Source organism: Sphingomonas sp. SORGH_AS_0870 (assembly GCF_031453175.1).
GTDB lineage: Bacteria > Pseudomonadota > Alphaproteobacteria > Sphingomonadales > Sphingomonadaceae > Sphingomonas.
Genome location: NZ_JAVIYW010000002.1, coordinates 2,231,854 through 2,256,190, shown reverse-complemented (window position 1 = coordinate 2,256,190; position 24,337 = coordinate 2,231,854). Strand labels below are relative to the sequence as shown.

At 67.9% G+C, this 24,337-nt stretch carries 22 protein-coding genes; 10 read left to right on the top strand and 12 right to left on the bottom strand.

Going from position 1 to position 24,337, the window contains the following annotated elements:
- Window position 1: 1 nt before the first annotated feature.
- The gene (locus tag QE363_RS10760) at window positions 2-934 is read right to left on the bottom strand and encodes an electron transfer flavoprotein subunit alpha/FixB family protein (RefSeq protein WP_309695084.1); all 933 of its coding nucleotides are present in this window, start codon (window positions 932-934) and stop codon (window positions 2-4) included.
- A gap of 23 nt (window positions 935-957) precedes the next feature.
- Window positions 958-1,707 carry an electron transfer flavoprotein subunit beta/FixA family protein gene (locus tag QE363_RS10755; RefSeq protein ID WP_309695082.1) on the bottom strand — a complete coding sequence of 250 codons (750 nt, stop codon included), beginning with the start codon at window positions 1,705-1,707 and terminating at the stop codon, window positions 958-960.
- A 164-nt stretch (window positions 1,708-1,871) separates the two neighbouring features.
- Here QE363_RS10755 and QE363_RS10750 point away from each other — a divergent pair, with 164 nt between their 5' ends.
- The gene (locus tag QE363_RS10750) at window positions 1,872-2,918 is read left to right on the top strand and encodes a GlxA family transcriptional regulator (protein ID WP_309695080.1); all 1,047 of its coding nucleotides are present in this window, start codon (window positions 1,872-1,874) and stop codon (window positions 2,916-2,918) included.
- 24 nt (window positions 2,919-2,942) lie between these two features.
- On the opposite strand, the gene QE363_RS10745 is transcribed toward QE363_RS10750, so the two are convergent.
- The 8 genes from QE363_RS10745 to glyA form a co-directional block, all read right to left on the bottom strand.
- Window positions 2,943-3,917: a LysR family transcriptional regulator gene (locus QE363_RS10745; RefSeq protein ID WP_309695078.1), complete on the bottom strand. Its 975-nt coding sequence runs from the start codon at window positions 3,915-3,917 to the stop codon at window positions 2,943-2,945.
- A 69-nt stretch (window positions 3,918-3,986) separates the two neighbouring features.
- Window positions 3,987-4,493 carry a prolyl-tRNA synthetase associated domain-containing protein gene (locus QE363_RS10740; RefSeq protein WP_309695076.1) on the bottom strand — a complete coding sequence of 169 codons (507 nt, stop codon included), beginning with the start codon at window positions 4,491-4,493 and terminating at the stop codon, window positions 3,987-3,989.
- A 10-nt stretch (window positions 4,494-4,503) separates the two neighbouring features.
- Window positions 4,504-5,865, bottom strand: a complete 1,362-nt coding sequence (locus QE363_RS10735) for an L-serine ammonia-lyase (protein ID WP_309695075.1) — start codon at window positions 5,863-5,865, stop codon at window positions 4,504-4,506.
- Window positions 5,866-5,869: 4 nt separating this feature from the next.
- Window positions 5,870-6,409 carry a sarcosine oxidase subunit gamma family protein gene (locus tag QE363_RS10730; protein WP_309695073.1) on the bottom strand — a complete coding sequence of 180 codons (540 nt, stop codon included), beginning with the start codon at window positions 6,407-6,409 and terminating at the stop codon, window positions 5,870-5,872.
- On the bottom strand, window positions 6,402-9,383 hold the full coding sequence (locus QE363_RS10725; protein ID WP_309695071.1) for a sarcosine oxidase subunit alpha family protein: 2,982 nt from the start codon (window positions 9,381-9,383) through the stop codon (window positions 6,402-6,404). Before QE363_RS10725 ends, QE363_RS10730 begins: the two co-directional genes overlap by 8 nt.
- Window positions 9,380-9,664 carry a sarcosine oxidase subunit delta gene (locus QE363_RS10720; protein ID WP_307098397.1) on the bottom strand — a complete coding sequence of 95 codons (285 nt, stop codon included), beginning with the start codon at window positions 9,662-9,664 and terminating at the stop codon, window positions 9,380-9,382. Before QE363_RS10720 ends, QE363_RS10725 begins: the two co-directional genes overlap by 4 nt.
- An 11-nt stretch (window positions 9,665-9,675) precedes the next feature.
- Window positions 9,676-10,929, bottom strand: coding sequence for a sarcosine oxidase subunit beta family protein (locus QE363_RS10715; RefSeq protein WP_309695066.1), 1,254 nt, complete (start codon window positions 10,927-10,929; stop codon window positions 9,676-9,678).
- 22 nt (window positions 10,930-10,951) lie between these two features.
- Window positions 10,952-12,259, bottom strand: a complete 1,308-nt coding sequence (gene glyA, locus QE363_RS10710; RefSeq protein ID WP_309698179.1) for a serine hydroxymethyltransferase — start codon at window positions 12,257-12,259, stop codon at window positions 10,952-10,954.
- 167 nt (window positions 12,260-12,426) lie between these two features.
- Between glyA and QE363_RS10705 the strand changes: the two genes are divergently transcribed.
- The 3 genes from QE363_RS10705 to QE363_RS10695 all read left to right on the top strand — a co-directional run bounded on the left by QE363_RS10705 (window position 12,427) and on the right by QE363_RS10695 (window position 14,960).
- Complete coding sequence (locus QE363_RS10705; protein ID WP_309695064.1) at window positions 12,427-13,008, top strand: pseudouridine synthase; 582 nt, start codon at window positions 12,427-12,429, stop codon at window positions 13,006-13,008.
- Between the two features lie 218 nt (window positions 13,009-13,226).
- Window positions 13,227-14,057, top strand: coding sequence for a 23S rRNA (adenine(2030)-N(6))-methyltransferase RlmJ (locus QE363_RS10700; protein ID WP_309695062.1), 831 nt, complete (start codon window positions 13,227-13,229; stop codon window positions 14,055-14,057).
- A gap of 72 nt (window positions 14,058-14,129) precedes the next feature.
- The gene (locus QE363_RS10695) at window positions 14,130-14,960 is read left to right on the top strand and encodes an aldo/keto reductase (RefSeq protein ID WP_309695060.1); all 831 of its coding nucleotides are present in this window, start codon (window positions 14,130-14,132) and stop codon (window positions 14,958-14,960) included.
- Here the strand turns inward: QE363_RS10695 and QE363_RS10690 are convergent.
- Entirely contained in the window at window positions 14,957-15,853 is an 897-nt protein-coding gene (locus tag QE363_RS10690; protein ID WP_309695058.1) for a LysR family transcriptional regulator, read from the bottom strand. The two genes, QE363_RS10695 and QE363_RS10690, sit on opposite strands and share 4 nt — an antisense overlap.
- Before the next feature lie 91 nt (window positions 15,854-15,944).
- Here QE363_RS10690 and QE363_RS10685 point away from each other — a divergent pair, with 91 nt between their 5' ends.
- Window positions 15,945-16,808, top strand: a complete 864-nt coding sequence (locus tag QE363_RS10685; protein WP_309695056.1) for an aldo/keto reductase family oxidoreductase — start codon at window positions 15,945-15,947, stop codon at window positions 16,806-16,808.
- Here QE363_RS10685 and QE363_RS10680 read toward each other — a convergent pair whose 3' ends face one another.
- Window positions 16,809-17,141, bottom strand: a complete 333-nt coding sequence (locus QE363_RS10680) for an ArsR/SmtB family transcription factor (RefSeq protein WP_405053177.1) — start codon at window positions 17,139-17,141, stop codon at window positions 16,809-16,811.
- A gap of 109 nt (window positions 17,142-17,250) precedes the next feature.
- On the opposite strand from QE363_RS10680, the gene QE363_RS10675 reads away from it, so the two are divergent.
- From QE363_RS10675 to QE363_RS10655, 5 genes are all read left to right on the top strand, one after another.
- Window positions 17,251-17,985 (top strand): SDR family oxidoreductase, encoded by a 735-nt coding sequence (locus QE363_RS10675; RefSeq protein ID WP_309695055.1) that lies wholly within the window; start codon window positions 17,251-17,253, stop codon window positions 17,983-17,985.
- Between the two features lie 383 nt (window positions 17,986-18,368).
- Window positions 18,369-18,611, top strand: a complete 243-nt coding sequence (locus QE363_RS10670) for a hypothetical protein (RefSeq protein ID WP_309695053.1) — start codon at window positions 18,369-18,371, stop codon at window positions 18,609-18,611.
- 57 nt (window positions 18,612-18,668) lie between these two features.
- Window positions 18,669-19,928, top strand: a complete 1,260-nt coding sequence (locus QE363_RS10665) for a TolC family protein (protein WP_309695052.1) — start codon at window positions 18,669-18,671, stop codon at window positions 19,926-19,928.
- Window positions 19,925-21,091 carry an efflux RND transporter periplasmic adaptor subunit gene (locus QE363_RS10660; RefSeq protein ID WP_309695051.1) on the top strand — a complete coding sequence of 389 codons (1,167 nt, stop codon included), beginning with the start codon at window positions 19,925-19,927 and terminating at the stop codon, window positions 21,089-21,091. Before QE363_RS10665 ends, QE363_RS10660 begins: the two co-directional genes overlap by 4 nt.
- Window positions 21,088-24,318 carry a CusA/CzcA family heavy metal efflux RND transporter gene (locus QE363_RS10655; RefSeq protein WP_309695049.1) on the top strand — a complete coding sequence of 1,077 codons (3,231 nt, stop codon included), beginning with the start codon at window positions 21,088-21,090 and terminating at the stop codon, window positions 24,316-24,318. The genes QE363_RS10660 and QE363_RS10655 overlap by 4 nt, the downstream gene beginning before the upstream one ends.
- The last annotated feature ends 19 nt before the right edge of the window (window positions 24,319-24,337 follow it).

Below are 24,337 nucleotides of genomic sequence, written 5' to 3'. Positions count from 1 at the left end.
CTCAGAGCTGGCGTTCCAGGTCCGGCAGGACCTCGAACAGGTCGCCGACCAGGCCGTAATCGGCCACCTGAAAGATCGGCGCATCCTCGTCCTTGTTGATCGCGACGATCACCTTGGCGTCCTTCATCCCGGCCAGATGCTGGATCGCGCCGGAGATGCCGCAGGCGACATAGAGGTCGGGCGCGACGATCTTGCCGGTCTGTCCGACCTGCCAGTCATTGGGCGCATAGCCCGCATCCACCGCCGCGCGCGACGCGCCGACCGCCGCCCCCAGCCGGTCGGCGAGCGGCAGGATCGTCTCGCGAAACTTCTCCGCCGATCCCAGCGCACGACCGCCCGACACGACGATCCGCGCGGCAGCCAGATCGGGACGCTCGCTGGCGGCGAAGCGATTTTCGACGAAGGTCGACAGGCCGGGCGCGTCCGGAACGTCGACCGTCACGATCTCGGCAAGCGCATCCTGGAAAGCCGCCGCCGCGAAGGCCGCCGTGCGGACCGTCACCACCTTGACCGGGTCCGCAGACCGCACCGTCTGCACCGCATTGCCCGCATAGACCGGCCGCTTGAACGTGTCGGGCGCGACGACCGCCACGATCTCCGACAATTGCATGACGTCCAGCAGCGCGGCCACGCGCGGCAGGATGCTCTTGCCGTTGCTGCTCGCCGGTGCGACGATCGCGTCATAGCCACCGGCCAGCGACACGATCAGCGCGGCGGTAGGTTCGGCCAGCCGGTGTTCCAGCGCCGCGCACTCGGCCAGCAGCACACGCCGCACCCCGGCCAGTCTGGACGCGGCCAGCGCCACATCCCGCGCACCCAGGCCCGCCACCAACAGGTCGACCTCACCCCCGATCGCCGAAGCGGCGGTCAGCGCGCGCGCGGTCAGTTCCGAAAGGGTCGAATTGTCGTGTTCGGCCAATAGAAGAATGGACATTGCTCTCGCTCCCCCCTTCGCGATCAAAGGATGCCGGCGGCTTCCTTGAGCTTGCCGACCAGTTCGGCCGCCGAGCCCAGGCGCACGCCCGGCTCGCGGACCTTCGGCTCCTCGGTGGTCAGCACCGTCAGGCGCGGCCCCACGTCGACGCCCAGGCTGTCGGCGTCGACCTCCTCGAGCGGCTTTTTCTTGGCCTTCATGATGTTCGGCAGCGAGGCATAGCGCGGCTCGTTGAGGCGAAGGTCGACCGATATGACTGCGGGCAGAACGACCCGGATCAGCTGAAGGCCGCCATCGACCTCGCGCGTCACATCGGCCACGCCGTCGGCAACGGCGATATGCGATGCGAAGGTCGCCTGCGACCAGCCCAGCAGCGCCGACAGCATCTGCCCGGTCTGGTTGGCGTCATCGTCGATGGCCTGCTTGCCGAGCAGGATCAGTCCCGGCCCCTCGCGCGCGGCGACCTCCCGCAACAATTTGGCGACCGCCAGCGGCTCTGGCATCGTGTCGCTTTTGACGAGGATCGCCCGGTCCGCGCCGATCGCCAGCGCGCTGCGCAGCACGTCCTGCGCCTGCGCCGGGCCGATCGACACCACGACGATCTCGGTGGCGATCCCGGCTTCCTTCAGCCGCACCGCTTCCTCGACCGCGATCTCGTCAAAGGGGTTCATCGCCATCTTCACATGGGCGAGATCGACCCCCGATCCGTCGCTCTTGACGCGAATCTTCACATTGTGATCGACCACGCGCTTGACGGGCACCATCACCTTCATTCCGCCGCCCCCTCGCCAGAATAATCGTGCCAAACCGGGTGAAATCCCTTTCGACAACAGTAGGTTTGCGACGGGGTGCGCCGAGGCGGAAAGAATATTTGCGTCAAATGGACACAAACTCTACGACATGCCGTCCGAAGTTTATCGGCCGACCGGAGAACGGAATGGATCGCCCCCCACCTTCGGTGCTGAGCGCGTCGCTGCAACGCCGTGCAAAGGGGCTGCGATTGTCGGTCGGTTTCATTCTCGCGCGGCGGTTCACGCTGTGCGCCTTCGCCAACTTCGTGGACGTCCTGCGGCTCGCCGCCGACGAGGGCGATCGCAGCCGCCATATCTTGTGCGACTGGAAGATCCTGTCGCGCAACTCCGCCGCCATCCCCTCCAGTTCCGGCATCGCCATCCAGCCCGACGAACAGCTGGGCGACCCCACCCGCTTCGACTATATCGTCGTGGTGGGCGGACTGGTCGATGAGATCGACGGCTTCGACAGCGAATATGTCGCCTATCTGCGCAAGGCCGCCGCGCTGGGCGTGCCGCTGGTGGGAGTATGCACGGGCGCGTTCCTGCTCCACAGCGCGGGCGTGCTGGCCGGGTATAAATGCTGCGTCAGCTGGTTCCACCACCGCGACTTCCTGGACCAGTTTGACGGGCTGGACCCGGTGTCCGACCAGATCTTCATCGTCGACCGCGACCGGCTGACCTGTTCCGGGGGCGCGAGCTCGGCGCATCTCGCCGCCTATCTGGTCGACAAGCATGTCGGGCGGGCGCAGGCCAGCAAGAGCCTGCACATCATGATCATCGACGAGGCGCTGACCGGCGAAAAGGCCCAGCCCGGCGCGATGCTCGACTATCGTACCGACGACCCCATCGTGCTGCGCGCCCTGCTGATCACCCAGCAGAATATCGAGACGCCGCTGTCGGTCGCCGACATCGCGCAGCGCATGGGGAAGAGCAAGCGGCAGCTGGAGCGCCGCTTCAAGACGGCGTTGGGGGTATCGCCGCAGGCGGCGTTCATGGACATTCGGCTGTCGCTTGCCCGGCACATGCTGGAAAGCAGCGCCAAATCGATCACGATGATCGCTGTGGAATGCGGCTTCTGCGACTCCTCGCATATGAGCCGCATGTTCCGGCGGCGCTTCGGATGTTCGCCGCTGGAGTCCCGCCACGCGCTGGCCAACGGACGCGCCGTCGCCAGCGCCGCATGTGATTGAGGCGCGGGCAGACGAGGCTTCGCCCTATGAGGGCGGCCCCTCCCAGGCCATGGCGTCCTCGATCCAGGGAAACATGCGGATGAGCGATTCCACTTTCCCGCCCCGCAGGATCGCGGCGGCCTGAAGCGCCATGTCGCGCGGCAGGTCGCCGAATTCGCCCTTGCGCGCCACCAGCTGGATGCGACGGCGAAAGCTCCCCCGCGGCATCGGCAACACCGTCAGCGAGGGCAGAAGCTCGATCTGACTGGCCAGGCACAGCGGGGTGGCGATGCTCCACCCTTCCAGCGCGACGACGGTGGACAATTGCTGATGGGTGGAATCCACCTCGATCACATTGGGAATGCGCAGCTTCATCCGGGCGAGCTGGCGTTCGATCCGTTGCCCCATCGCCGACAGGAGCGAATAGCGGACAAATGGCAGCTGGGTCATCGCCTCGATCGAAACCGGCAGGTCCGCATAGGCGGCGGGCGCGATGATCACGAAGGGTTCCTCCATGATCGGGTGATGCTCGATCTCCTCGACATCCTCCAGCTGGCTGGACCCCGTGATCAGCATGTCGATGCTGCGCGCCAGGAATTCGCGGTGCTGGACCAGCGAGATGCCCGATCGCATCTGCCATTGCTGCGCCCGCGACCCCAGCGCGCGCAGCAACGGCGCGGTCAGGTGGTTGGCGATGCTCTCGGCCATGGCGACGACGACGCATTCGGCGGTCTGCGAGGATTGCTCGCACACCTCGCGTGCCAGCATCCTGGCCGCCGCGACCAGTTCCGCGCCTTCGCGCCGCAACAGCTTGCCCGCCGGGGTCAGCGCCAGCGGGCGCATGGTGCGATCGAACAGACGCGTATTGAGCGCCATTTCGAGCTTCGAGATGATCTGCGAAACCGCCGATTGCGTCATGCCCAGATGCCGCGCGCTCTGGGTCATGCCGCCAAGCTCGGAGGTCAGGATGAAGACCTCCACGGCGTTGAGGTCGAAGCCGGGCGTCAATCTGGCGGACATTGGCATTACCGTCCCATATGGTGGAGGATGTCGGCGACACCGTCCGGTCAGACCATCAGCATCGCGACCTCACGGCGCCGCGGATGCCCCGCCCGGCAGCGCGACGACCCGCACGTCATGGCCAAGCCCCTCCAGCCACGCGACCATCGGCGCGAACGGCACCGCGATGGTCGCGCTGTTGCGCAGCGGATGGACGGCGATCCGCTCGGCGTGGCGGAAGCTCTCGTCGAAGACCAGCGACACCGGGCCGGGCGGCGCGTGCGTGACCGCCAGCGGCGTCACCGCACCCGGCGTCACGCCCAGTAGCTGCTCCATCTCGTCGGGCTTGCCGAACGAGAATTTGCCCGCGCCCAGCGTCTCGGCAAAAGCCTTCAGGTCGGCACGCCGGTCATGCGGCAGCACGATCAGCCAGAAACGCTTCTGCTTGTCCTTCAGGAACAGGTTCTTGGTGTGCGCGGCGGGCAAGGCGGCATGGATGCCCGCGCTCTCCTCGACGGTAAAGACGGGCGGATGCTCGATCTTCTCCATCGCGATCCCGGCGGCCGCGAACTGGGCGTAGATTTCGTTTTCGGTCATGATCCACTCATCAACATTCGGGAAAACTCACCGCCAGGCCGCCTTGCGACGTCTCCTTATACTTGGCGTGCATGTCGGTGCCGGTGCGCATCATCGTCTCGATCACCTGGTCGAGCGAGACGATATGCGTCCCGTCGCCGCGCAGCGACAGGGATGCCGCATTGATCGCCTTGACCGCACCAAAGGCATTGCGCTCGATGCAGGGCACCTGCACCAGCCCCGCGATCGGATCGCAGGTCATGCCGAGATAATGCTCCATCGCGATCTCGGCCGCATTCTCGGTCTGCGCGTCGCTGGCGCCCATCACCGCGGCCAGCCCGGCGGCGGCCATCGCGCTGGCGGTCCCGACCTCCCCCTGACAGCCGACCTCCGCGCCAGAGATCGAGGCGTTGAGCTTGGTCAGCACCCCGATCGCACCGGCGGTCAGCAGGAAGTCGTGCATGCCCGCGCGGTCGGCATCGGGCCAGAAATCGCGGTAATAACGCAGCACGGCGGGCACGACCCCGGCGGCGCCGTTGGTCGGCGCGGTGACGACGCGCCCGCCCGCCGCATTCTCCTCGTTCACCGCGATGGCGAACAGGCTGATATGGTCCATGATATTGTGCGGCGCCTGCCGGTTGCGGAAGCGGTCGCCGGCCAGCTTCTGGCGCAGGGCGGGCGCGCGGCGCGGCACCTTCAGCCGCCCCGGCAAGACCCCCTCGGTCTGCATCCCCCGGTCGATGCAGGTCATCATCACCGCGATGACCCGGTCCAGATAGGCATCCAGTTCCTCCTCCGAGGCGCGCGCGCGCTCGTTGGCGCGCATCACCTCGGCGATCGACAGGCCGTGCCGACGGCAGATGGCCAGCAACTGCGCGGCGGTGCGAAACGGAAAGGGCGGCTCGCCGGGATCGTCCTCGGCGGCATCTTCCCCGAACCGATCCTCCGGCACGATGAACCCGCCGCCGATCGAGCACCAACGCTCGCTGACCAGGGTCGCCCCGTCCCGGCCCAGCGCGACGAGACGCAGCGTGTTGGGATGGACCGGCGTCTCGCCGTCGCGGTCGAAGACGATGTCGGCGTCGGGATCGAAGGCGATCGCGCGACCGGCCACCACTAGGCTCCGCGCGGCACGGGCCTGCTCGACGACCAGGTCGATCTGCTCCGGCTCGATCGTGTCGGGGAGAAAGCCCGCAAGCCCCAGCATGACCGCCTTGTCGGTCGCATGGCCCATGCCCGTCCAGGCCAGCGAGCCCAGAAGGTCGACCCGCACCCGCTCGAACGCCAGGCCCCTGAGCCTTGCCGCAAAGCCCTGCGCCGCCTTCATCGGCCCGACCGTGTGCGACGAGGAAGGCCCGATGCCGACGCGAAACAGGTCCCGCACGCCCAGCATCGGCCTACGCCTCGGTCTCCGCGACGTGGAGCAGCCCCTCGACATAGCGCGCGAAGGACCGCCACGTCTCGAGATGGAAACGGTCCGGCGCGCGGCGCCAGAGGATGATTTCCGCCTTGTCGTACATGGTCCGCGTACACATCCCGACCGGAAAGGCGCGAAGCGACAGGTCGAGCGCGCAGCCGCTCGCCAACAATGTCTCGGCGGTCACGCGCCCGTCTGCAATCTCCAGCGCAACCTGCCGATGGCTGACATCGACCAGCGAACACACGGCATCGCCCATCCGCGCCTGGAGCGTCGCCACCCAGTCATCGCGGGCATCGGCCGCCAGGAGCAGCCATTCGTCCGGCCCCAGCCATAGGGCCGCGACATCCGCCTCGATCGCCGAGCGGCAAGCCTCGCGCGGCAGGACGATGCCGAGCCGCTCGGCGACCAGGTCGAGGCTCGCCGCCGGACAGCGCAGCACGGCACGGCCGAAATGGCCCAGCGGACGGACCGACGCGCTACCGGCCACGAAAAGCGAAGCGGGGGAGAGATCAGACATCGATGCGGGTGCCTTCCGGATCGTAGAAAACGGGGGAGACGATCTCGACCGCGATCGGCCCGCCCGGCATGGGCACGTGGAGCGTCTCGCCCAGCCGCTGGCGACCGCCGCGCACCAGCGCCAGCGCGATCGGCGCGTCCAGTACGGCGCTGCGATAGGCGGAGGTGACATGCCCGATCGGCGTCGTGGCGGCCGACGGCGCCACGATCTGCGCGCCCTCCTCCAGCACCGTTCGACCGTCCAGGCTCTTCAGGCCGACCAGCTGCTTGCGATCGGGCGCCGTCATCGCGGGACGGGCGAGCGAGCGCTTGCCGACGAAATCGGGCTTCGCCTTGCCGATCGCCCAGGACAGGCCGACATCGTCGGGCGTGACCGTCCCGTCGGTTTCCTGTCCGACGATGATATAGCCCTTTTCCGCGCGCAGGACGTGCATCGTCTCGGTGCCATAGGGCACCATGTCGAACGCCTTGCCGCGTTCCCATATGGCTTCCCACACCATGCGACCATGGCCGCTCGGCACGTTCACCTCGAAGCCCAGCTCGCCGGTGAAGCTGACCCGCATGAGGCGCATCGGCACGCCGCAGATGCGGGCATCCGCGATGCTCATGTGCGGGAAGGCGGCGGCCGATATGTCCAGCCCCTCGATCAACGGCGCGATCACCTCGCGCGCCTTCGGGCCCTGCACCGCGATCACCGACCATTGCTCGGTGGTCGAGGTCAGCCAGACGTTGAGGTCGGGCCATTCGGTCTGGAGATAATCCTCCATCATGCCCAGAACCCGCGCCGCGCCGCCGGTGGTCGTCGTCACATGGAAACGATCCGTCGCCAGCCGCCCGACCACGCCGTCGTCCATCACGAAGCCGTCCTCGCGCAGCAGCACGCCATAGCGGCACTTGCCGACGCCCAGCTTGGTCCAGGCATTGACGAAGAAGCGGTTCATGAACTCCGCCGCATCCGGCCCGACGATTTCGATCTTGCCCAGGGTGGAGGCATCGAAGATGCCGACGCCCCGCCGCACGCCCACGCATTCGCGCGTGACGGCGGCGTGCAGGTCCTCGCCGGGATGCGGGAAGTAATGCGCGCGGCGCCAGTTGCCGACATCCTCGAACGCCGCGCCTTGTTCCCCGGCCCAGTCGTGGATCGCGGTGATCCGCGCCGGATCGAACAGGTCGCCGCGCGCATGGCCCGCCAGTGCGCCGAACGTGACCGGCGTATAGGGCGAGCGGAAGGTGGTCAGCCCGATCTCCGGGATCGACCGCCCGGTCGCCTCCGACACGATACCCAGCGCGTTGATATTGGACAGCTTGCCCTGGTCGGTCGCCATGCCCGTGGTCGTGTAACGTTTGACATGCTCGATCGACAGGAACCCCTCGCGGGTCGCCAGCAGGATGTCGCGGGCGGTGACGTCGTTCTGCCAGTCGACGAACGCCTTGGCCTTGCCCAGATCGCGCGACGTCGGGGCCGCGCCCATATGGCCGCCATGGCCTTGCGCATGGCGCAGCGCGACCGTGGGAAGCACGGCCGGGCCGGACGCCGTGAAGCCCGCCGCCGATGCCGCGTCCCGCCCCGCCGCGATGCCGTCGCCCAGCGCCTCGGCGAGCGCGAACCGGCCCCGACACGCGCCCGCCGACCGCTCCGCCTCGGCCGAGACGTCGGGCAGATAGGCCTGGAGCCCCTCGTCCCAGGCCAGCTTTCCGCGCGATTGGGAGAAGAGGTGGACGCTGGGCGTGAAACCACCCGCCATCAGCACCGCATCGCAGTCGTGACGCACGGTCTTGCCCAGCGCGGTGATGATGATGGACGCGACGCGCAGGCCGCCGGTCGTGCCCTCGATCCTGGCATCGGTCGCGACCGGCAGCCCCGCCGCCTGTGCCGCCCCCGATGCGGCGGACGGCGGGCGGATGTCCGCGACCATCGCAACCGTCACGCCCGCCGCCGCCATCTCGTGCGCGACGCGATAGGCATTGTCGTGTGCGCCGACGATGACGATGCGTTGCCCGACCGCGACGCCATATTGCTGGAGATAGGTACGCGCGGCGTCCGCCAGCATGATGCCGGGCCGGTCATTGTCGGGGAAGACCAGCGGCCGCTCGATCGCACCGGTCGCGAGCACGACCTGGCGGGCGCGGACCTGCCACAGCCGCTCGCGCGGCATGCCCTCGGCCGGGTTCGCCAGATGATCGGTCAGCTTCTCGGTCAGCCCGATCCAGTTGTGCGGATAATAGCCAAAGGCGATCGTGCGCGGCAAAAGCGTGACGCCCGGCAACGCGGCCAGTGCCGCCAACTCCCGCGTCAGCCACTCCGTCGCCGACAACCCGTCGATCATGGTGTCGGCCGCCGCCAGCAGCGATCCGCCGATCCGGGGGCGATCGTCGCACAGCATCACCCGCGCGCCCGCCTCCGCCGCCTGCCGCGCCGCCGCGATCCCCGCCGGTCCGCCGCCGACCACCAGCACGTCGCAATGCGCGTAACGCTGCGTATAATGATCGGGATCGGGCTCGGACGGTGCGACGCCCAGCCCCGCCGCCTCGCGGATGCGCGGTTCGTACAGCCGGTCCCACGCCTTTTTCGGCCACATGAACGTCTTGTAGTAGAAACCCGCCGGAATGAAGCGGCTCAACAGCCGGTCGTTGATCGCCATGCGATCATGTTCGAGGCTCGGGTGCCGGTTCTGGCTGACCGCATCCAGGCCGTCATAAAGTTCGACCTGGGTCGCGAGCAGATTGGGGGTATAGCGTGCCCGGTCGCGACGAATGCCGACCAGCGCATTGGGCTCGTCCGCGCCTGCGCCCATGATGCCGCGCGGCCGGTGATATTTGAACGACCGCCCGACCAGGTGCACGCCGTTCGCCAGCAATGCCGAGGCGAGCGTGTCGCCCTCCTGCCCCGTATACTCCTTCCCGTCGAAGGTGAAGCGCAGCGTGCGTCCAGTGGTGACGCGGCCTCCCACAATGCGATGATCGCCGGACGTCATGCCCGCTCTCCCTCCGGTGGCTGTTCGCCGACCTTGTAGGTCGCGACGAACGCGTCGGTCCGCGTGTCGCGGATGGCGTTGAAGAAACGGGCGCAGCCATGGAGGTGACGCCAGCGCTCGGCATGTCGTCCCTTGGGATTGGACCGGGTGTAGAGATAGGTGCTCCACTCCGCATCAGTCAGCTCGGCCGGCCGTGCAGGGCGCTCGATATGCGCCTCTCCGGCATAGCTGAACTCCAGCTCGGGCCGCTCGCCGCAATAGGGACAGGGGATGATAAGCATGGTCGCGCCTCTCAGTGGGCGACGGCGGCGGCCGCCGCCTCGTCGATCATTTGGCCGTCGCGGAATCGCTCGATCGTGAAGGGGGCGTTGATCGGATGCGGCTCGTCGCGCGCGATGGTGTAGGCCAGAAGATGCGCGGCGCCGGGCGTCGCCTTGAACCCGCCCGTGCCCCAGCCGCAATTGACGTACAGGCCCGGCACCGGCGTCCTGGCGATGATCGGCGAGCGATCGGGCGTCACGTCGACAATCCCGCCCCAGCTGCGCAGCATCCGCATCCGCCGGAATTGCGGGAACAGCTCGCAAATCGCCTCCAGCGTGTGCGTGGCGATGTGCAGGCCGCCCCGCTGCGTATAGCTGGTATAGGCGTCGGTCCCGGCCCCGATCACCAGCTCGCCCTTGTCGGATTGGCTCATATAGGCGTGGATGGTGTTGGACATGACGACACAGGGGAAGATCGGCTTCACCGGCTCCGACACCAAAGCCTGTAGCGGATAGCTTTCCAGCGGCAACCGCACGTCCGCCATGCCCAGCACCACGCTGGTATGCCCCGCCGCCGAGACGCCGATGCGCTTCGATCCGATGAAACCGCGCGTCGTCTCCACCCCCGTCACCGCGCCGTTCGCGTCGCGGCGGATGCCGGTGACTTCGCAATTCTCGATGATGTCGACGCCCAGCGCGTCGGCAGCGCGGGCATAGCCCCAGGCCACTGCATCGTGCCGCGCGGTGCCGCCCCGCCGCTGGAGCGCCGCGCCCAGCACGGGATAGCGCATGTCGGGCGAGATGTTCAGCGGCGGACAAAAGGCCTTGGCCTCCTCCGGCGTCAGCCATTCATTGTCGACGCCGTTGATCCGGTTGGCGTGGACGTGCCGCTTGAACACCTGCACGTCATGGATGTTGTGCGCCAGCATCATCACGCCGCGCTGCGAGAACATGACGTTGTAGTTGAGTTCCTGGCTCAACCCCTCCCACATCTTCAGCGCATGGTCGTAGAGCGCCGCGCTCTCGTCGAACAGATAGTTGGAACGGATGATGGTGGTGTTGCGCCCGGTATTGCCGCCGCCGATCCATCCCTTCTCCACCACCGCGACGTTGCGGATGCCGAACCGGCTGGCCAGATAATAGGCCGCGCCCAGTCCATGCCCGCCGCCGCCGACGATGATCGCGTCATAGGAAGGCTTGGGGCTGGCGTTGCGCCATTGCGGCTTCCACCCCTTGTGACCGCCGAGCCCCTGCCGGAATAGCGAGAATGCGGAAAAGCGTTGCATCGTCCCCCTCCCTTTCCCGGCCTCAGCCGCGCGACGTCGCGTAGATCGGATAGCGGGCGCACAGCGCGACCACCTCGCCCCGTGTCTGTTCGATCAGCGCGTCGGGCACATCCCCGGCGGAGGCCGCGTCGAGGATGCGGTTGATCAGCCGCGCGACCTGCTGAAAGGCGGCGACGTCGAAGCCACGGCTGGTCAGCGCGCCGCTCCCGAGACGGATACCAGATGTCACGGCGGGTTTCTCCGGATCGAACGGGATGCCGTTCTTGTTGCAGGTGATGCCGGCGGCATCCAGGATATGTTCGGCGCGCTTGCCGGTCAGGCCCTTGGGCCTCAGGTCGACCAGCACGACATGGGTGTCGGTGCCGCCGGACACGATGGTGTAGCCGTTCGCGGCCAGCGCGGCGGCCAGGGCCTGGGCATTCTCCACGACGCGCCGGGCATAGTCCCGGAAGGAGGGGCGCAACGCCTCGCCGAACGCGACCGCCTTGGCGGCGATGACATGCTCGAGCGGGCCACCCTGGATGCCGGGGAAGATGGCCGAGTTGACCTTCTTCGCCAACGCCTCGTCATTGGTCAGGATCAGGCCGCCGCGCGGCCCCCGCAGCGTCTTGTGGGTCGTGGTCGTGACGACATGCGCATGGTCCAGCGGATTGGGATGGACGCCGCCCGCCACCAGTCCGGCGAAATGCGCCATGTCGACCATCAGCACCGCATCGATCGAGTCTGCGATCGCCCGGAACCGCGCGAAATCGATCTGGCGCGGATAGGCCGAGCCGCCCGCGATGATCAGCCGGGGATGATAGTCCCGCGCCAGCTCGGCGACCGCGTCATAGTCGATCCGCTGATCCTCCTCGCGCACGCCGTAGGGAATCGCGTTCAGCCACTTGCCCGAAAAGGTCGGCGCCGCGCCATGGGTCAGATGCCCGCCATGCGCCAGGCTCATCCCCATCAGCGTATCGCCGGGCTTCATCAGCGCGAACTGCACCGCCATATTGGCTTGGGCGCCGGAATGCGGCTGGACGTTGGCGAACCGTGCGCCGAACAGCGCGCACGCCCGGTCGATGGCGAGCTGCTCGGTCACGTCGACATGCTCGCACCCGCCATAATAGCGGCGCCCCGGATAACCCTCGGCATATTTGTTGGTCAGGACCGAACCCTGCGCCTGGAGCACCGCCGTCGAGACGATATTCTCCGACGCGATCAGTTCCAGCTTGTCGGATTGGCGCACCCATTCCGCCTCGATCGCCGCTGCGACGGCGGGGTCGGCGTCCCGCAGCGCCCCGCCAAAGAACGGAGCGCCAGCGTCCTCGCCGCAACTGTCCAAGGTCATCATGTCCAAGCTCCCCCCGACGCTTTGGGCAGGATGATGCCTCGCCCGCCCCGCCGCCGGGATGCGTGCGCCGCACGCCCCGAAGATTTGCGACACGGCGCGCGCGCGTGGACCGGCGGCGCCCTGCGCCAGAAGACAAAGCCGCAGCCCGGCGATATGAGCGCAGGATGAGCCGCCTGCTGTTGTTCAACAAACCCTTCGGGGTCCTATCGCAATTCACGGATCGCGGATCGCCGACGGTCCGCGCGACCCTGTCCGACTTCATCGCGGTGAAGGGCGTCTATCCCGCCGGAAGGCTCGATCGGGATAGCGAGGGCCTGTTGCTGCTATGCGATGACGGGCGGCTGCAGGCGCGCATTGCCGATCCCCGCTTCAAGATGCCCAAGACCTATCTCGTACAGGTCGAAGGCGATCCGCAGGACCAGGAACTGGAGGGCCTGCGGCGGGGCGTCCGGCTCAAGGATGGCATGACCCTGCCTGCCGAGGTCGCGCGTATCGACGCGCCGGACCTGTGGCTGCGCGATCCGCCCATCCGCCAGCGCAAGTCCATCCCCGACAGCTGGCTGAAAATCACCATCCGCGAAGGCCGCAACCGGCAGGTGCGGCGCATGACGGCGGCGGTCGGATTGCCCACGCTGAGGCTGGTCCGCTGGTCGATCGGCGACTGGTCGGTCGCCGGGATCGCGCCGGGCGCGTTCGAGGAGCTTTCTCCGCCGGGCACGGTCACCGGCCGCAGAACGGAGCGATGACGCGGTCTGACGGGCGGCTGGCGGAGTTCCAGATCACGCCCCTGCCCGTTGCCGGTTGCCGCCGACCGCAAAAACTGATTTGAGCCTTTGCCCGGAGGCGACTTGACGGCTTCCGCCCGGCTCATACGAGCTGCGGATGGGTTGCCGCCATCGTCTCGCGATCGGCCTTCCCGTACGGCAGATCGCATGAGGGCCATTCGGCAGAGTTTTGGATTTCCATGAATTATCGCCATTCCTTCCATGCCGGCAACAGCGCCGATGTCGTGAAGCACAGCCTGCTGATCGCCCTTGTCCGGGCTTTGCAGCAGAAACAGGGTGCACTGACCCTGATCGATACTCATGCCGGTTGCGGGCTCTACGACCTCGGCGGCGAGCAGGCCCAACGCACCGGCGAGGCCGCCCAGGGCGTGGTGCGGGCCTTTGCCGATCCGAACCCGTTGCTGGACGACTATCGCGCCGCCGTGCAGGCGGTGAATGACGGGGCGGAACCAAGCCTCTACCCCGGCTCGCCGCAATTCCTGGCGCAGCTGTTGCGCCCGCAGGACTTGCTGATCCTCAACGAGAAGCATCCCGAGGATGCCCGTGCGCTACGCGGCGCGATGCGCGGTACGCCTGCGGCCGTGCATGAGCGCGATGCCTATGAGCTTTGGCTGGCGATGCTGCCGACCCGCACCGGTCGCGGCGTGGTGGTGGTCGATCCGCCCTATGAGCAGACCGACGAACGCGCCCGCATCACCGCGACCCTCGCCGCGGCGCACCGCAAATGGGCCCATGGCGTGACGGTCATCTGGTATCCGCTGAAAGACCGCACGACGCATCAGCGGTGGAAGGACCAGCTGCGGAGGCTCGGCATCCCGAAATTCCTGTCGGTGGAACATTGGCTGTACGATGCCGATCAGCCCGGCATCTATAACGGCGCGGGCCTCTTCATAGTCAATCCGCCCTATGCCTTCACCCAGGCGCTGCCGCCGCTGCTGGAAGCCCTGCGCGCCGCGCTGGCGCCGGAAGGGCATAGCGGCGTGATCACGGCGGATTGGCTGAACGATTGAGGATTGGGCCCGGTCCCCGCTCCTCGCTTTCCTCCAGCGGCACCATCTCACCGGGCGGACGTTGACCGCCGCATGAAGACGATCCGCTTTCCCGACGGTACAACCGCCCCCGCGCTGGGCCAGGGCACCTGGATGATGGCCGAAGACGCCACCCGCCGATCCGACGAGATCGCCGCGCTGCGCGAGGGGCTGTCGCTCGGCCTGAGCCTGATCGACACCGCCGAGATGTATGCCGATGGCGAGTCCGAGCGCCTCGTCGGCGAGGCGATAGCGGGCCTGCGCGACGAAGTGTTCCTCGTCAGCAAGGCCTATCCGCAAAATGCCTCGCGCGATCGGCTCCAGCGGGCTTGCGAGGCGAGCCTCGACCGGCTCGGCACCGACCGGCTCGACCTGTACCTGCTGCACTGGCGGGGCAATGTGCCGCTGGCCGAGACGGTCGAGGCGATGGAGCGGCTAGTCGCGGCGGGCAAGATCCTGCGCTGGGGCGTCAGCAACCTCGACACGGACGACATGGCGGAACTCGTCGCGAGCGGCGGCGAACGCTGCCAAACGGACCAGATCCTCTACAACCTGACCCGGCGCGGTCCGGAATATGACCTGATCCCCTGGCTCGGGCAGCAGCGCATGCCGGTCATGGCCTATAGCCCGGTAGAGCAAGGCCGCCTGCTGGCGCATACCGAGCTTGCCGCCATGGCCGGGGACCGCAACATAACGACCGCGCAGCTCGCCCTGGCCTGGCTGCTGGCGCGGGACGGCGTCCTGCCCATCCCTAAGGCCGGATCGGTCGCGCATGTGCGGGACAACTGCGCCGCGCTGGACCTCACCCTGTCCGACGCCGAGTTGCACCGCCTCGACAGGCTCTTTCCGCCCCCACGCGGTCCCGAACCGCTCGCGATGCTCTAACCACGGATATAGTCGACGAACGCCCGTAGCGGCGGCGGCACCAGACGGCGGCCCGAATAATAGAGGAACGGGCCCGAGAAGGACTGCCACCAGTCGGGCAGCACCGGCTCGAGCGTGCCGTTTGCCAGCGACGGCGCGAGCCAGTCCTCGAACAGGTGGATGATCCCGCCGCCCGCGAGCGCCACGTCCACCAGCAGATCCGCCGCGCCGGATACGCTGGCGATCAGCGGTCCCTGCGGCTCGACCCGCACGATCTCGCCGGACCGCTCGAACTCCCATGGACTGGTCAGTGCGCCACTGGTGAAGCGGCCGCGCAGACAGGCATGGCCGAGCAGGTCGCGCGGATGGCTCGGCCTACCCCGCGCGTCCAGATAGGCGGGTGCCGCCGCGGTCGCGAAACGCTGGCTACGCGGACCGATCGGGACCGCGATCATATCCTGCTCCAGCCGCTCGTCATAGCGGATGCCCGCGTCGCAGCCCGATGCCACCATGTCGACAAAGCCGTCCTCGGCGACGATCTCGACCTGGATGTCCGGATAGGCGGCCAGGAAGCCGGGCAGGATCGCGGGCAGCACCAGCCGCGCCGCGCTGACCGGCACGTTGAGCTTGAGCGTGCCCGCCGGGCGGTCGCGGAACAGGTTCACGACGTCGAGCGCCGCCTCCACCTCGCCCAGCGCCGGGGCCAGCCGCTCGATCAGCCGCGTTCCCGCCTCGGTCGGCACGACGCTGCGGGTGGTGCGATGGAGCAGTCGGACGCCCAACCGCGCCTCCAGCCGCCGCACCGCTTCGCTCAGCGTCGAGGCGCTCGACCCGACGGTGCGTGCCGCATCGCGAAAGCCGCGCGCCTGGGCGACCGCCAGGAATGCGTTGAGATCGGCAAGGTCCGCCTTCATCGTTCGGTTTTCCGTACAGCCCGTGCGGATCACTCCGGCTTATCGCGATGATCCGCAAGCCATATCTGGGGGCCAGCACAGGAGAACAACAATGACGATCGACCAGGCAGGCACCTATTCCTTCGCCGGGCGCGCCGTGAAGCGGCTCGGCTATGGCGCGATGCAGCTCGCCGGACCCGGCGTGTTCGGCCCGCCGCGCGACCATGATGCGGCGCTCGCCGTACTTCGCGCCGCTGTCGAGGCTGGCGTCAACCACATCGACACCAGCGACTTCTATGGCCCGCACGTCACCAACCGGCTGATCCGCGAAGCGCTGTCCCCCTACCCCGACGACCTGCTGATCGTGACCAAGATCGGTGCGAGGCGCGGCGACGATGCATCTTGGCTGCCCGCGTTCGCAGCGGACGAACTGGCCCGCGCGGTCGAGGATAATCTGACGAACCTGGGGCTGGAGACGCTCGACGTCGTCAACCTGCGGCTGATGTTCGACGTCCACGGGCCGGCGGAAGGGTCGCTCGCCACGCCGCTAAGGGCGGTCGCGGACCTGCAACGCCAGGGGCTGGTGCGCCATATCGGGCTCAGCAACGTGACGCCGACGCAGTTCGAGGAAGCCCGCGACATCGCCGAGATCGTCGGCGTCCAGAACCAGTACAACCTTGCCCACCGCGACGACGATGGCTTCATCGACGCGCTGGCAGCGGAAGGCATCGCCTATGTGCCCTTCTTCCCGCTCGGCGGGTTCAGCCCGCTCCAGTCGGCGGCGCTGTCCGAGGTGGCGGCGCGGCTCGACGCAACGCCGATGCAGGTGGCGCTTGCCTGGCTGCTCCAGCGCTCGCCCAACATCCTGCTGATCCCCGGCACCTCGTCGGTCGCGCATCTTCACGAGAATCTCGGCGCCGCCTCGCTGACGCTGCCCGAGGATGCGGTGGCGCAGCTGAACGCGATCGGCGGGTGATCAGGCCGGTCGGTTGGCGAGCACCACGTCGAGCAGGCCGGGAAATCGCTGGTCGAATTCGGCGCGGCGCAGCGTGTTGATCATCTCGCGCCCCGCCTGCGTCGTCTCGATCAGCCCGGCCGCGCGGAGCAGCTTCAAATGGTTGGACAGCGTGCTCTTCGGGATGGACTCGCACGGGGCGGCGTCGGTGCAGCTCAGCCGTTCGGTCGTGGCGAGCCGCGCCACCATGGCCAGCCGATTGGGATCGGCCAGCGCATGCAGCGCCAGATCGAGCGGGACGTCCTCCAGCCGGGGATGGGTGAAGCGGGGCATGCGACCGATATAGGGCTCCATGATAAATTTAATAGTTCGGGATTATTGAACCGTTGTAGCATGTCCCCATCTCCCGCCTGCCGACAGCGCACGACACCGTGATCGCGGGCCCAGTTTTTGGAGAATGCACATGTCCCTTACAGGCAAGACAGCGCTCGTCACCGGTGGTTCGCGCGGCATCGGCTCGGCCATCGCCCAGCGACTGGCGGCCGATGGCGCGGCCGTGGCGATCACCTATGCCGGGAACAAGGCAGCGGCCGACGCCACCGTGGCGGCGATCAAGCGCGCGGGCGGCACCGCCTTCGCCTTCCAGGCCGATGCCGCCGATCCGGCCTCGCAGCGCGCGGGCGTCGAACAGGCCGCCGCAGCCTTGGGCGGGATCGACATCCTGGTCCACAATGCTGGTGTCGCCGAATTCTCGACGCTCGCCGAGGACACCGACGAGACCTATGACCGCCAGTTCGGCGTCAATGTGAAGGGCCTCCATGTCGGCACCCGCGCGGCCCTGCCGCATCTCCGCGATGGCGGCCGGATCATCCTGATCGGCAGCATCTCGGGCGAAATGGCGTTCCCCGCGACCACGGTCTACAGCGCGACCAAGGCGGCGGTGGCGGCTCTGGCGCGCGGCTGGGCCAAGGACCTCGCGTCCCGCAACATCCTGGTCAACACCGTCCAGCCGGGGCCGATCGACACCGACATGAACCCCGCCGACAGCGAGTTCGCGGGGCAGGTGCTGCAAGCGATCCCGCTCGGCCGATACGGCAAGGTCGAGGAGATCGCAGGCGCGGTCGCATTCCTCGCCGGACCGGATGCGAGCTATATCACCGGCACGACGCTCAACATCGATGGCGGCGCGACGGCATAAGACTGGTGATCGGCCCTCGGTCGGAGGGGCAACCGACGATTGGGCGAGTATGACCCGTAAACTCTGCCCCGATACTCGCGAGCCCGTCCGACCGGCCGCTGGATAAGGCCCTGAAAACACGACGCGCGCCGCCCTTCCCGCGACAGCGGCGCGCGTCGACTTGCGTCCATGCCTCATGGCAATGGCGGAATGATCTGCCAAATGACGGCCTCGTCGCGGGCGATCCTGCGGGATCGAAGATAGCGGCGGGCTTGCCTCAGCCAGTCCGGCAGGACATGCTCGTGTTTATGGCGACCCGTCACGTCCGATCCGTCTTTCTGAGCGCTGCGCTGGCTTTGCTGGCGGTGTCAGGGCTGATCGGCTTGTCGGGTTGGCATAGCGCCATGGTGCATGATGAAGATGCCGTCCATGCCGTCGTCATACTGCACGACCATGCCGCGTCGCACGGCGATCCGGACGCGCCGCTTCATGCGCTTGCGCATACGGTCGGCCAATGGGTCGTCCATGCCAGCATCACGCCTCTCGCGCGCATGATCGACACCCCCGCCATCCGCTGGACGATCGCCATGGAAGACCGGCTCGGAGGTATCGCCCCAGCGACCTTGCTGAGGCCCCCGCGCCGCTGAGCCCGGTTGGGCGCTCCGGCGCCAACAGGCTTCCCATGTGGCAGGAACAGCGAAGATATGAACGGTTATATTGGCCGGGCACGCCTGATGGCGCTTGCCGGTACGCTGGCGGCGCTATGCCCTGCCGGTGCGAGCTGGGCGCAGACCGCGCCTCCTTTCCCGGAATTGCTGCGTCGGGCGCGCGATGCGCCGCGCGTTGCCGCACTCGACGCCGATGTGGCGCAGGCGCGCGGCCATGCCGAACAGGCGCGGGCGCGTCCCAATCCGTCGATCAATCTCTATGGCGAGAATTTCGCGGGCGACCTGCGCACGAATGCCCGCGACCAGCAGCAGACGACGTTCCAAATCGACCAGCCGATCGAACTCGGCGGCAAGCGCGCCGCGCGGATCGCCGCCGGGGATGCGGCAGTGGCAGCCGCGTCGGCGCGCGGGGTCGAAGGGCGCAGCGCCTTCGCGACCGAACTGGCGCGTGCCTATGCAGCCGCCGAGATCGCGGACCGTCGCATCGCTCTGGCCGAGGATGAGGTCGAGGAAGCGACCGACGTGCTGAAGGTCGCCCGCGCGCTGGTTGCGGCGGGCAAGGAAGCTCGATTGCGCCAGGTCCAGGCCGAGACCGAGCTGCATACGATGGAGTCGGACCTGGAAATCGCCCATGCACAGCGGGTCGGTGCGCTTGCGCGGCTGGCGGCACTGGCGGGATCGCCCACGCCCTATACGGGTCTGGCGGAGTCCCTCATCGATCGTGTGATTGCGCAGCCGCCGAGCGGTCCGGTCGACCCGCTCCAAAGCGCGACCGTGCGGCTCGCCATGGCCGAACGCGCGGCTGCCGCACAGGCCGTCACCGTGCAGCGGCGTCGCGCCACGCCCGATATCACCGCCCAATTGGGGGTACGTCAGCTGCGGATCGCCAGAGGGCCCGCCATCGTCGCAGGTGTGACGATTCCCCTGCCGGTGTTCGATCGCAATCGCGGCAATATCGCCGCCGCCCAGGCCGAATTGCAGAGCCGCGAGGCGCGTGCCGCCGCCGCCCGACTGGAAGCCGAAGCAGGTGCCCATTCCGCACTGGCCCTGATCGCGGCGACTGACGCGCGGGGTGTCGCGGCACGCCGGACGCTCGCGACGGCGGAGGAAGCCTATCGGCTGGCCCGCATTGCCTATGAGGCGGGCAAGGCCCCGCTGAGCGAGCTTCTGAGCGCTCGCCACAATCTCGGCGCCGCGCGCGGCGTCATTCTGGACGCCGACATCGCACGCTTCGACGCGCGCGCCTCACTCGCTCGCCTCGCGGGCCTCAGCATTACCGGAGAACCGGTCCAATGACCGCCCGATATCATCTTTACGCAGGGACCACGTTCGGCCTGGCGGCGGCGGCCACGCTCGGCTTCGCCGCCGCGAAGCTGACCCAGCCCGGCGCACCGCCTACCCCTCCCCCCGCCTCTCCGTCTTCAACCAAGACCGGGCCCCGCGACACGCTGGCCATCTCGCCACAAGCCATAACGGCCTCGCAGATCGCCGTCTCGGCCGCAGGCACGGGGGAACTGGACCAGGCCGTGATCGCCACCGCCACCGTGCAGGCCATGCCGGACGGGGATGCCATATTGACGGCCCGCGCGCCGGGCACCGTCACGCGCATTCTCGTCCGCATGGGGGACACGGTACGCGCCGGACAGACGCTGGCGTTGATCGAAAGCCGCGACGCCTCGCAGATCACCGCGGACCGCGCCACCGCCATGGCCCGGGTCGGACTGGCCCGGCGACAACTCGCCCGCGAGCGCGGGCTGCTGGCGCAGGGCGTATCGCCGCGCGCAGACTATGAGGCGGCCGAAGCCAATCTCGCCGTAGCGCAGGCCGATGCCCGTCGCGCGGGTGACGCGGCGGGCGCGGCGCAGGTGACGAGGGACGGACGCTCCGTCGCCGTCACCAGCCCCATTTCCGGGCGCGTCACCCTGACCGAGGCGAAGCTGGGGCAATATGTCGCCGCCGAGACCAATTTGTTCCGCGTCGCCGATCCCCGCCGCCTGGAGATCGCGGCCGCCGTACCCCCGGCAGAAGCCGCGCGAATCCGGGACGGCGACCGGGTGGAACTCGTCACCCGCGAAGGGCGGACCGTTGCGGGCCGGGTCCGCGCCGCGACCGGGGTAGTCGATCCCCAGTCGCGCACCGCCACCGTCATCGTCACGCCGCTCGCCTCCACAGCCGCGCTCGCACCGGGTCAGCTCGTCCAGGCCCACATATTCGCCAGCGGCGGTGCCGCGCGGAATAGCATCATGATCCCGCAAGACGCGGTGCAGACGCTAGGCGAGCAGGAGGTGGTTTTCGTCCGCACGGCGCAGGGCTTCCGCGCGCAACCGGTCAGGATCGCGGGCCGGGCGGGCGGCATGGTCGCCATCGCCGACGGCATCACGGCGGGCACGAAAATCGCCACGACCAACGCCTTTCTGATCAAGGCGGAACTCGAAAAGGATATGGGGGGCGAGGAATGATCGCCGCCATCCTGTCCGGCTCAGTTCGGCTTCGCTGGCTGGTCGCAGTCCTGACGCTGGCCGTTATCGCGGTCGGCGCGTGGCAGATCACGCAGCTCCCGATCGATGCCGTGCCCGACGTCACCAATCGCCAGGTGCAGGTCAGTACCTTCGTTCCCGCGCTGGGCCCGGTCGATGTGGAAAAGCAGGTGACCTTTCCCATCGAAACGGCGCTGGCCGGCATTCCGGGTCTGGAAATGACCCGCTCGCTGTCGCGCAACGGCTTCAGCCAGGTAACGGCGGTGTTCACCGATGCCACCAGCATCTATTTCGCGCGCCAGCAGATCGCCGAGCGACTGGCCCAGGCAAGGGACAGCCTGCCCGCCGGGGTCCAGCCCAATCTCGCCCCGCTAAGCACCGGCCTGGGCGAGATCTTCTTCTATTCGATCGCCTTTCGCCATCCGGATGGGCGCGGTGCGCCCCGGATAGACGGCAGGCCGGGCTGGCAGAGCGACGGCAGCTATCTGACGCCCGAGGGTGAACGGCTGACCACCGAACTCGCCAAGGCGGCCTATCTTCGCACCGTGCAGGACTCGATCATCCGGCCGCAGATGCGCACCGTGAAGGGGGTGGCAGGGGTCGATTCCAACGGCGGCTATGTCAAACAATATCTGATCGAGCCGAACCTGTCCGCGCTGGCCGCCTATGGCATTTCCATGACCGAGCTGGCCGATGCGGTGGAGCGCGCCAATGTGTCGGCGGGGGCGAATTACGTCCGCCGGGCGGGTGAGAGCTTTCTGGTACGCGCCGACGCGCGGCTGAAATCGATCGAGGATATCCAGGACGCGGTGATTGCCACGCGCAATGCCGTGCCCGTCCGGGTGCGCGATGTCGGTCAGGTGACGATCGGCGGCGCGGTCCGCACCGGTTCCGGCAGCCGCATGGGGTCCGAGGCGGTCATCTCGACCGTGCTGATGCTGGTCGGCGAGAATAGCCGCATCGTGTCGACCGCCGTCGCCGACAAGCTCGTCCGGATCAATCGAACCCTGCCCCCGGACGTCTTTGCGGAGCCGGTCTACAACCGTTCGAAACTGGTCAACGCCACCATCGCCACCGTACGCAAGAACCTGTTCGAGGGCGCGCTGCTCGTCATCGTCATATTGTTCCTGCTGCTCGGCAATGTCCGCGCCGCGCTGATCACCGCGGCCGTCATCCCGATCACCATGGTGATGACCGCGACCGGCATGAACATGCTGGGGGTCTCGGGCAATCTGATGAGCCTTGGCGCGCTTGACTTCGGACTGATCGTCGACGGGGCCGTCATCATCGTCGAGAATGCGCTGCGCCATTTGGCCGAGCGGCAGCATGTCGAAGGACGGCTGCTGACCCGCGCGGAACGGTTGGAGACCACTGCCGCCTCGGCGCGCGAGATGATCCGGCCGACCGTCTATGGCCAGGCGATCATCTTCCTGGCCTTCGCGCCGCTCCTCACCTTCCAGGGGGTGGAGGGCAAGACCTTCGCACCCATGGCGATCACGCTGATGATCGCGCTCGGCTGCGCCTTCATTCTTTCGCTGACCTTCGTACCCGCGATGATCGCGATCTTCATAAAGGGGCGCGTCGAGGAAACCGAAGTGCGACCGATCCGCTGGTTCAAGGCGCGCTATGCCCCCCTGCTCGCCCGCGCGATCGCCCGCCCGCGTCCCTTCGTGCTGGGCGGGGCGGCGGTGTTCGTGGCCGCGATCCTGGGCTTCGGGTGGCTGGGTGAGGAGTTCATGCCGCAGCTCGACGAAAAGGATATCACGGTCACGAACTTTCGCGTGCCCTCCGCCTCGATCGACCAGTCGACGCAGATGCAGATGCGGATCGAGAATGCCCTGAAGACGCTGCCCGAGGTGGCGCTGGTCTTTTCCAAGAACGGCAATGCCGATCTTGGCACCGATCCGATGCCGCCCAACGCGTCGGACACCTATGTCATCCCCAAGCCCGAGAGCGAGTGGCCCGCAGAGGTGCGGACCAAGGCCGACATCATTCGCCGGATCGGGGAACGGATGAAGCAGGTCATCGGTAACCGCACCGAGATCCAGCAGCCGATCCAGATGCGGTTCAACGAACTGATCGCGGGCGTACGCGCCGATGTCGCGATCAAGCTGTACGGCGACGACCTCGACGCCATGGGGGACGAAGGGCAGAAGATCGCCGATGCCGTACGCACGATTCCGGGCGCGGCGGATGTCAGCGTCGAACAGACCGACGGCGCGCCGACCTTCGACGTGCGGATCGATCGTCAGGCGGCGGGGCGTCTGGGCCTGTCGGTCGATGCGGTCGCGGCGACCGTCGCGGCGGCGCTCGGCGGACGCGAGGCCGGTTTGCTATTCGAGGGAGATCGCCGCTTCGCGGTCGTTGTACGCCTGCCCGATGTGCAGCGCGACGATATCGACACGCTGGGCGCCATCCCGGTGATGCTCCCCGCCGCCGAGGGCCAGACCGCCCGCTCGGTTCCCCTGCGCGAGGTGGCGAGCTTCCACTACACCCAGGGGCTTAACCAGATCAGCCGCGAAAATGGCAAGCGGATGATCACCGTGCAGGTCAATGTCCGGGGCCGCGACCTGGGCGGCTTCGTCGCGGAAGCGGAGGCGCGGATCGCGAAGATGACCCTGCCGCCGGGCATGTACACCGAATGGGGCGGGACCTTTCAGAGCCTGCAATCGGCGCAGCTTCGCCTGATGCTGGTGGTGCCGATCTGCTTCCTCGCCATCTATGCGCTGCTGTTCATGGCACTTGGCGGTTTCGTGCCCGCCCTGATCGTGTTCTCGGCGGTGCCGATGGCGCTGGCGGGGGGCGTTTTCGCGCTGCTGATACGGGGCATCCCTTTCTCGATCACGGCGGCGGTCGGCTTCATCGCGCTGTCGGGCGTGGCGGTGCTGAACGGACTGGTCATGATGAGCGCCATCGCCCGCCACCGCGAGATGGGCGAGGCAGACGACCAGGCCATCGCCGAAGGCGCGATGGAGCGGGTGCGTCCCGTCCTGATGACCGCGCTCGTCGCCTCGCTGGGCTTCGTGCCGATGGCTCTGGCGACCGGCACGGGCGCGGAGGTGCAGCGGCCGCTGGCGACGGTGGTGATCGGCGGCCTCATCACCTCGACCGCGCTGACGCTGGTCGTGCTGCCCGCGATCGCGGCCTGGGTCTCGCGCCGCATCAGGGCACTGGAACGACCCGGCGCGGAACGCCTGGCCCGGACCTGATCCGGGGCCTGCCCCCGGC

Bases quoted from the DNA above. Each gene is read 5' to 3' on its own strand.
- QE363_RS10760 (WP_309695084.1), bottom strand. From the start codon at position 934: ATGTCCATTCTTCTATTGGCCGAACACGACAATTCGACCCTTTCGGAA.
- QE363_RS10755 (WP_309695082.1), bottom strand. From the start codon at position 1,707: ATGAAGGTGATGGTGCCCGTCAAGCGCGTGGTCGATCACAATGTGAAG.
- QE363_RS10750 (WP_309695080.1), top strand. From the start codon at position 1,872: ATGGATCGCCCCCCACCTTCGGTGCTGAGCGCGTCGCTGCAACGCCGT.
- QE363_RS10745 (WP_309695078.1), bottom strand. From the start codon at position 3,917: ATGTCCGCCAGATTGACGCCCGGCTTCGACCTCAACGCCGTGGAGGTC.
- QE363_RS10740 (WP_309695076.1), bottom strand. From the start codon at position 4,493: ATGACCGAAAACGAAATCTACGCCCAGTTCGCGGCCGCCGGGATCGCG.
- QE363_RS10735 (WP_309695075.1), bottom strand. From the start codon at position 5,865: ATGCTGGGCGTGCGGGACCTGTTTCGCGTCGGCATCGGGCCTTCCTCG.
- QE363_RS10730 (WP_309695073.1), bottom strand. From the start codon at position 6,409: ATGTCTGATCTCTCCCCCGCTTCGCTTTTCGTGGCCGGTAGCGCGTCG.
- QE363_RS10725 (WP_309695071.1), bottom strand. From the start codon at position 9,383: ATGACGTCCGGCGATCATCGCATTGTGGGAGGCCGCGTCACCACTGGA.
- QE363_RS10720 (WP_307098397.1), bottom strand. From the start codon at position 9,664: ATGCTTATCATCCCCTGTCCCTATTGCGGCGAGCGGCCCGAGCTGGAG.
- QE363_RS10715 (WP_309695066.1), bottom strand. From the start codon at position 10,929: ATGCAACGCTTTTCCGCATTCTCGCTATTCCGGCAGGGGCTCGGCGGT.
- glyA (WP_309698179.1), bottom strand. From the start codon at position 12,259: ATGACCTTGGACAGTTGCGGCGAGGACGCTGGCGCTCCGTTCTTTGGC.
- QE363_RS10705 (WP_309695064.1), top strand. From the start codon at position 12,427: ATGAGCCGCCTGCTGTTGTTCAACAAACCCTTCGGGGTCCTATCGCAA.
- QE363_RS10700 (WP_309695062.1), top strand. From the start codon at position 13,227: ATGAATTATCGCCATTCCTTCCATGCCGGCAACAGCGCCGATGTCGTG.
- QE363_RS10695 (WP_309695060.1), top strand. From the start codon at position 14,130: ATGAAGACGATCCGCTTTCCCGACGGTACAACCGCCCCCGCGCTGGGC.
- QE363_RS10690 (WP_309695058.1), bottom strand. From the start codon at position 15,853: ATGAAGGCGGACCTTGCCGATCTCAACGCATTCCTGGCGGTCGCCCAG.
- QE363_RS10685 (WP_309695056.1), top strand. From the start codon at position 15,945: ATGACGATCGACCAGGCAGGCACCTATTCCTTCGCCGGGCGCGCCGTG.
- QE363_RS10680 (WP_405053177.1), bottom strand. From the start codon at position 17,141: ATGGAGCCCTATATCGGTCGCATGCCCCGCTTCACCCATCCCCGGCTG.
- QE363_RS10675 (WP_309695055.1), top strand. From the start codon at position 17,251: ATGTCCCTTACAGGCAAGACAGCGCTCGTCACCGGTGGTTCGCGCGGC.
- QE363_RS10670 (WP_309695053.1), top strand. From the start codon at position 18,369: ATGGTGCATGATGAAGATGCCGTCCATGCCGTCGTCATACTGCACGAC.
- QE363_RS10665 (WP_309695052.1), top strand. From the start codon at position 18,669: ATGAACGGTTATATTGGCCGGGCACGCCTGATGGCGCTTGCCGGTACG.
- QE363_RS10660 (WP_309695051.1), top strand. From the start codon at position 19,925: ATGACCGCCCGATATCATCTTTACGCAGGGACCACGTTCGGCCTGGCG.
- QE363_RS10655 (WP_309695049.1), top strand. From the start codon at position 21,088: ATGATCGCCGCCATCCTGTCCGGCTCAGTTCGGCTTCGCTGGCTGGTC.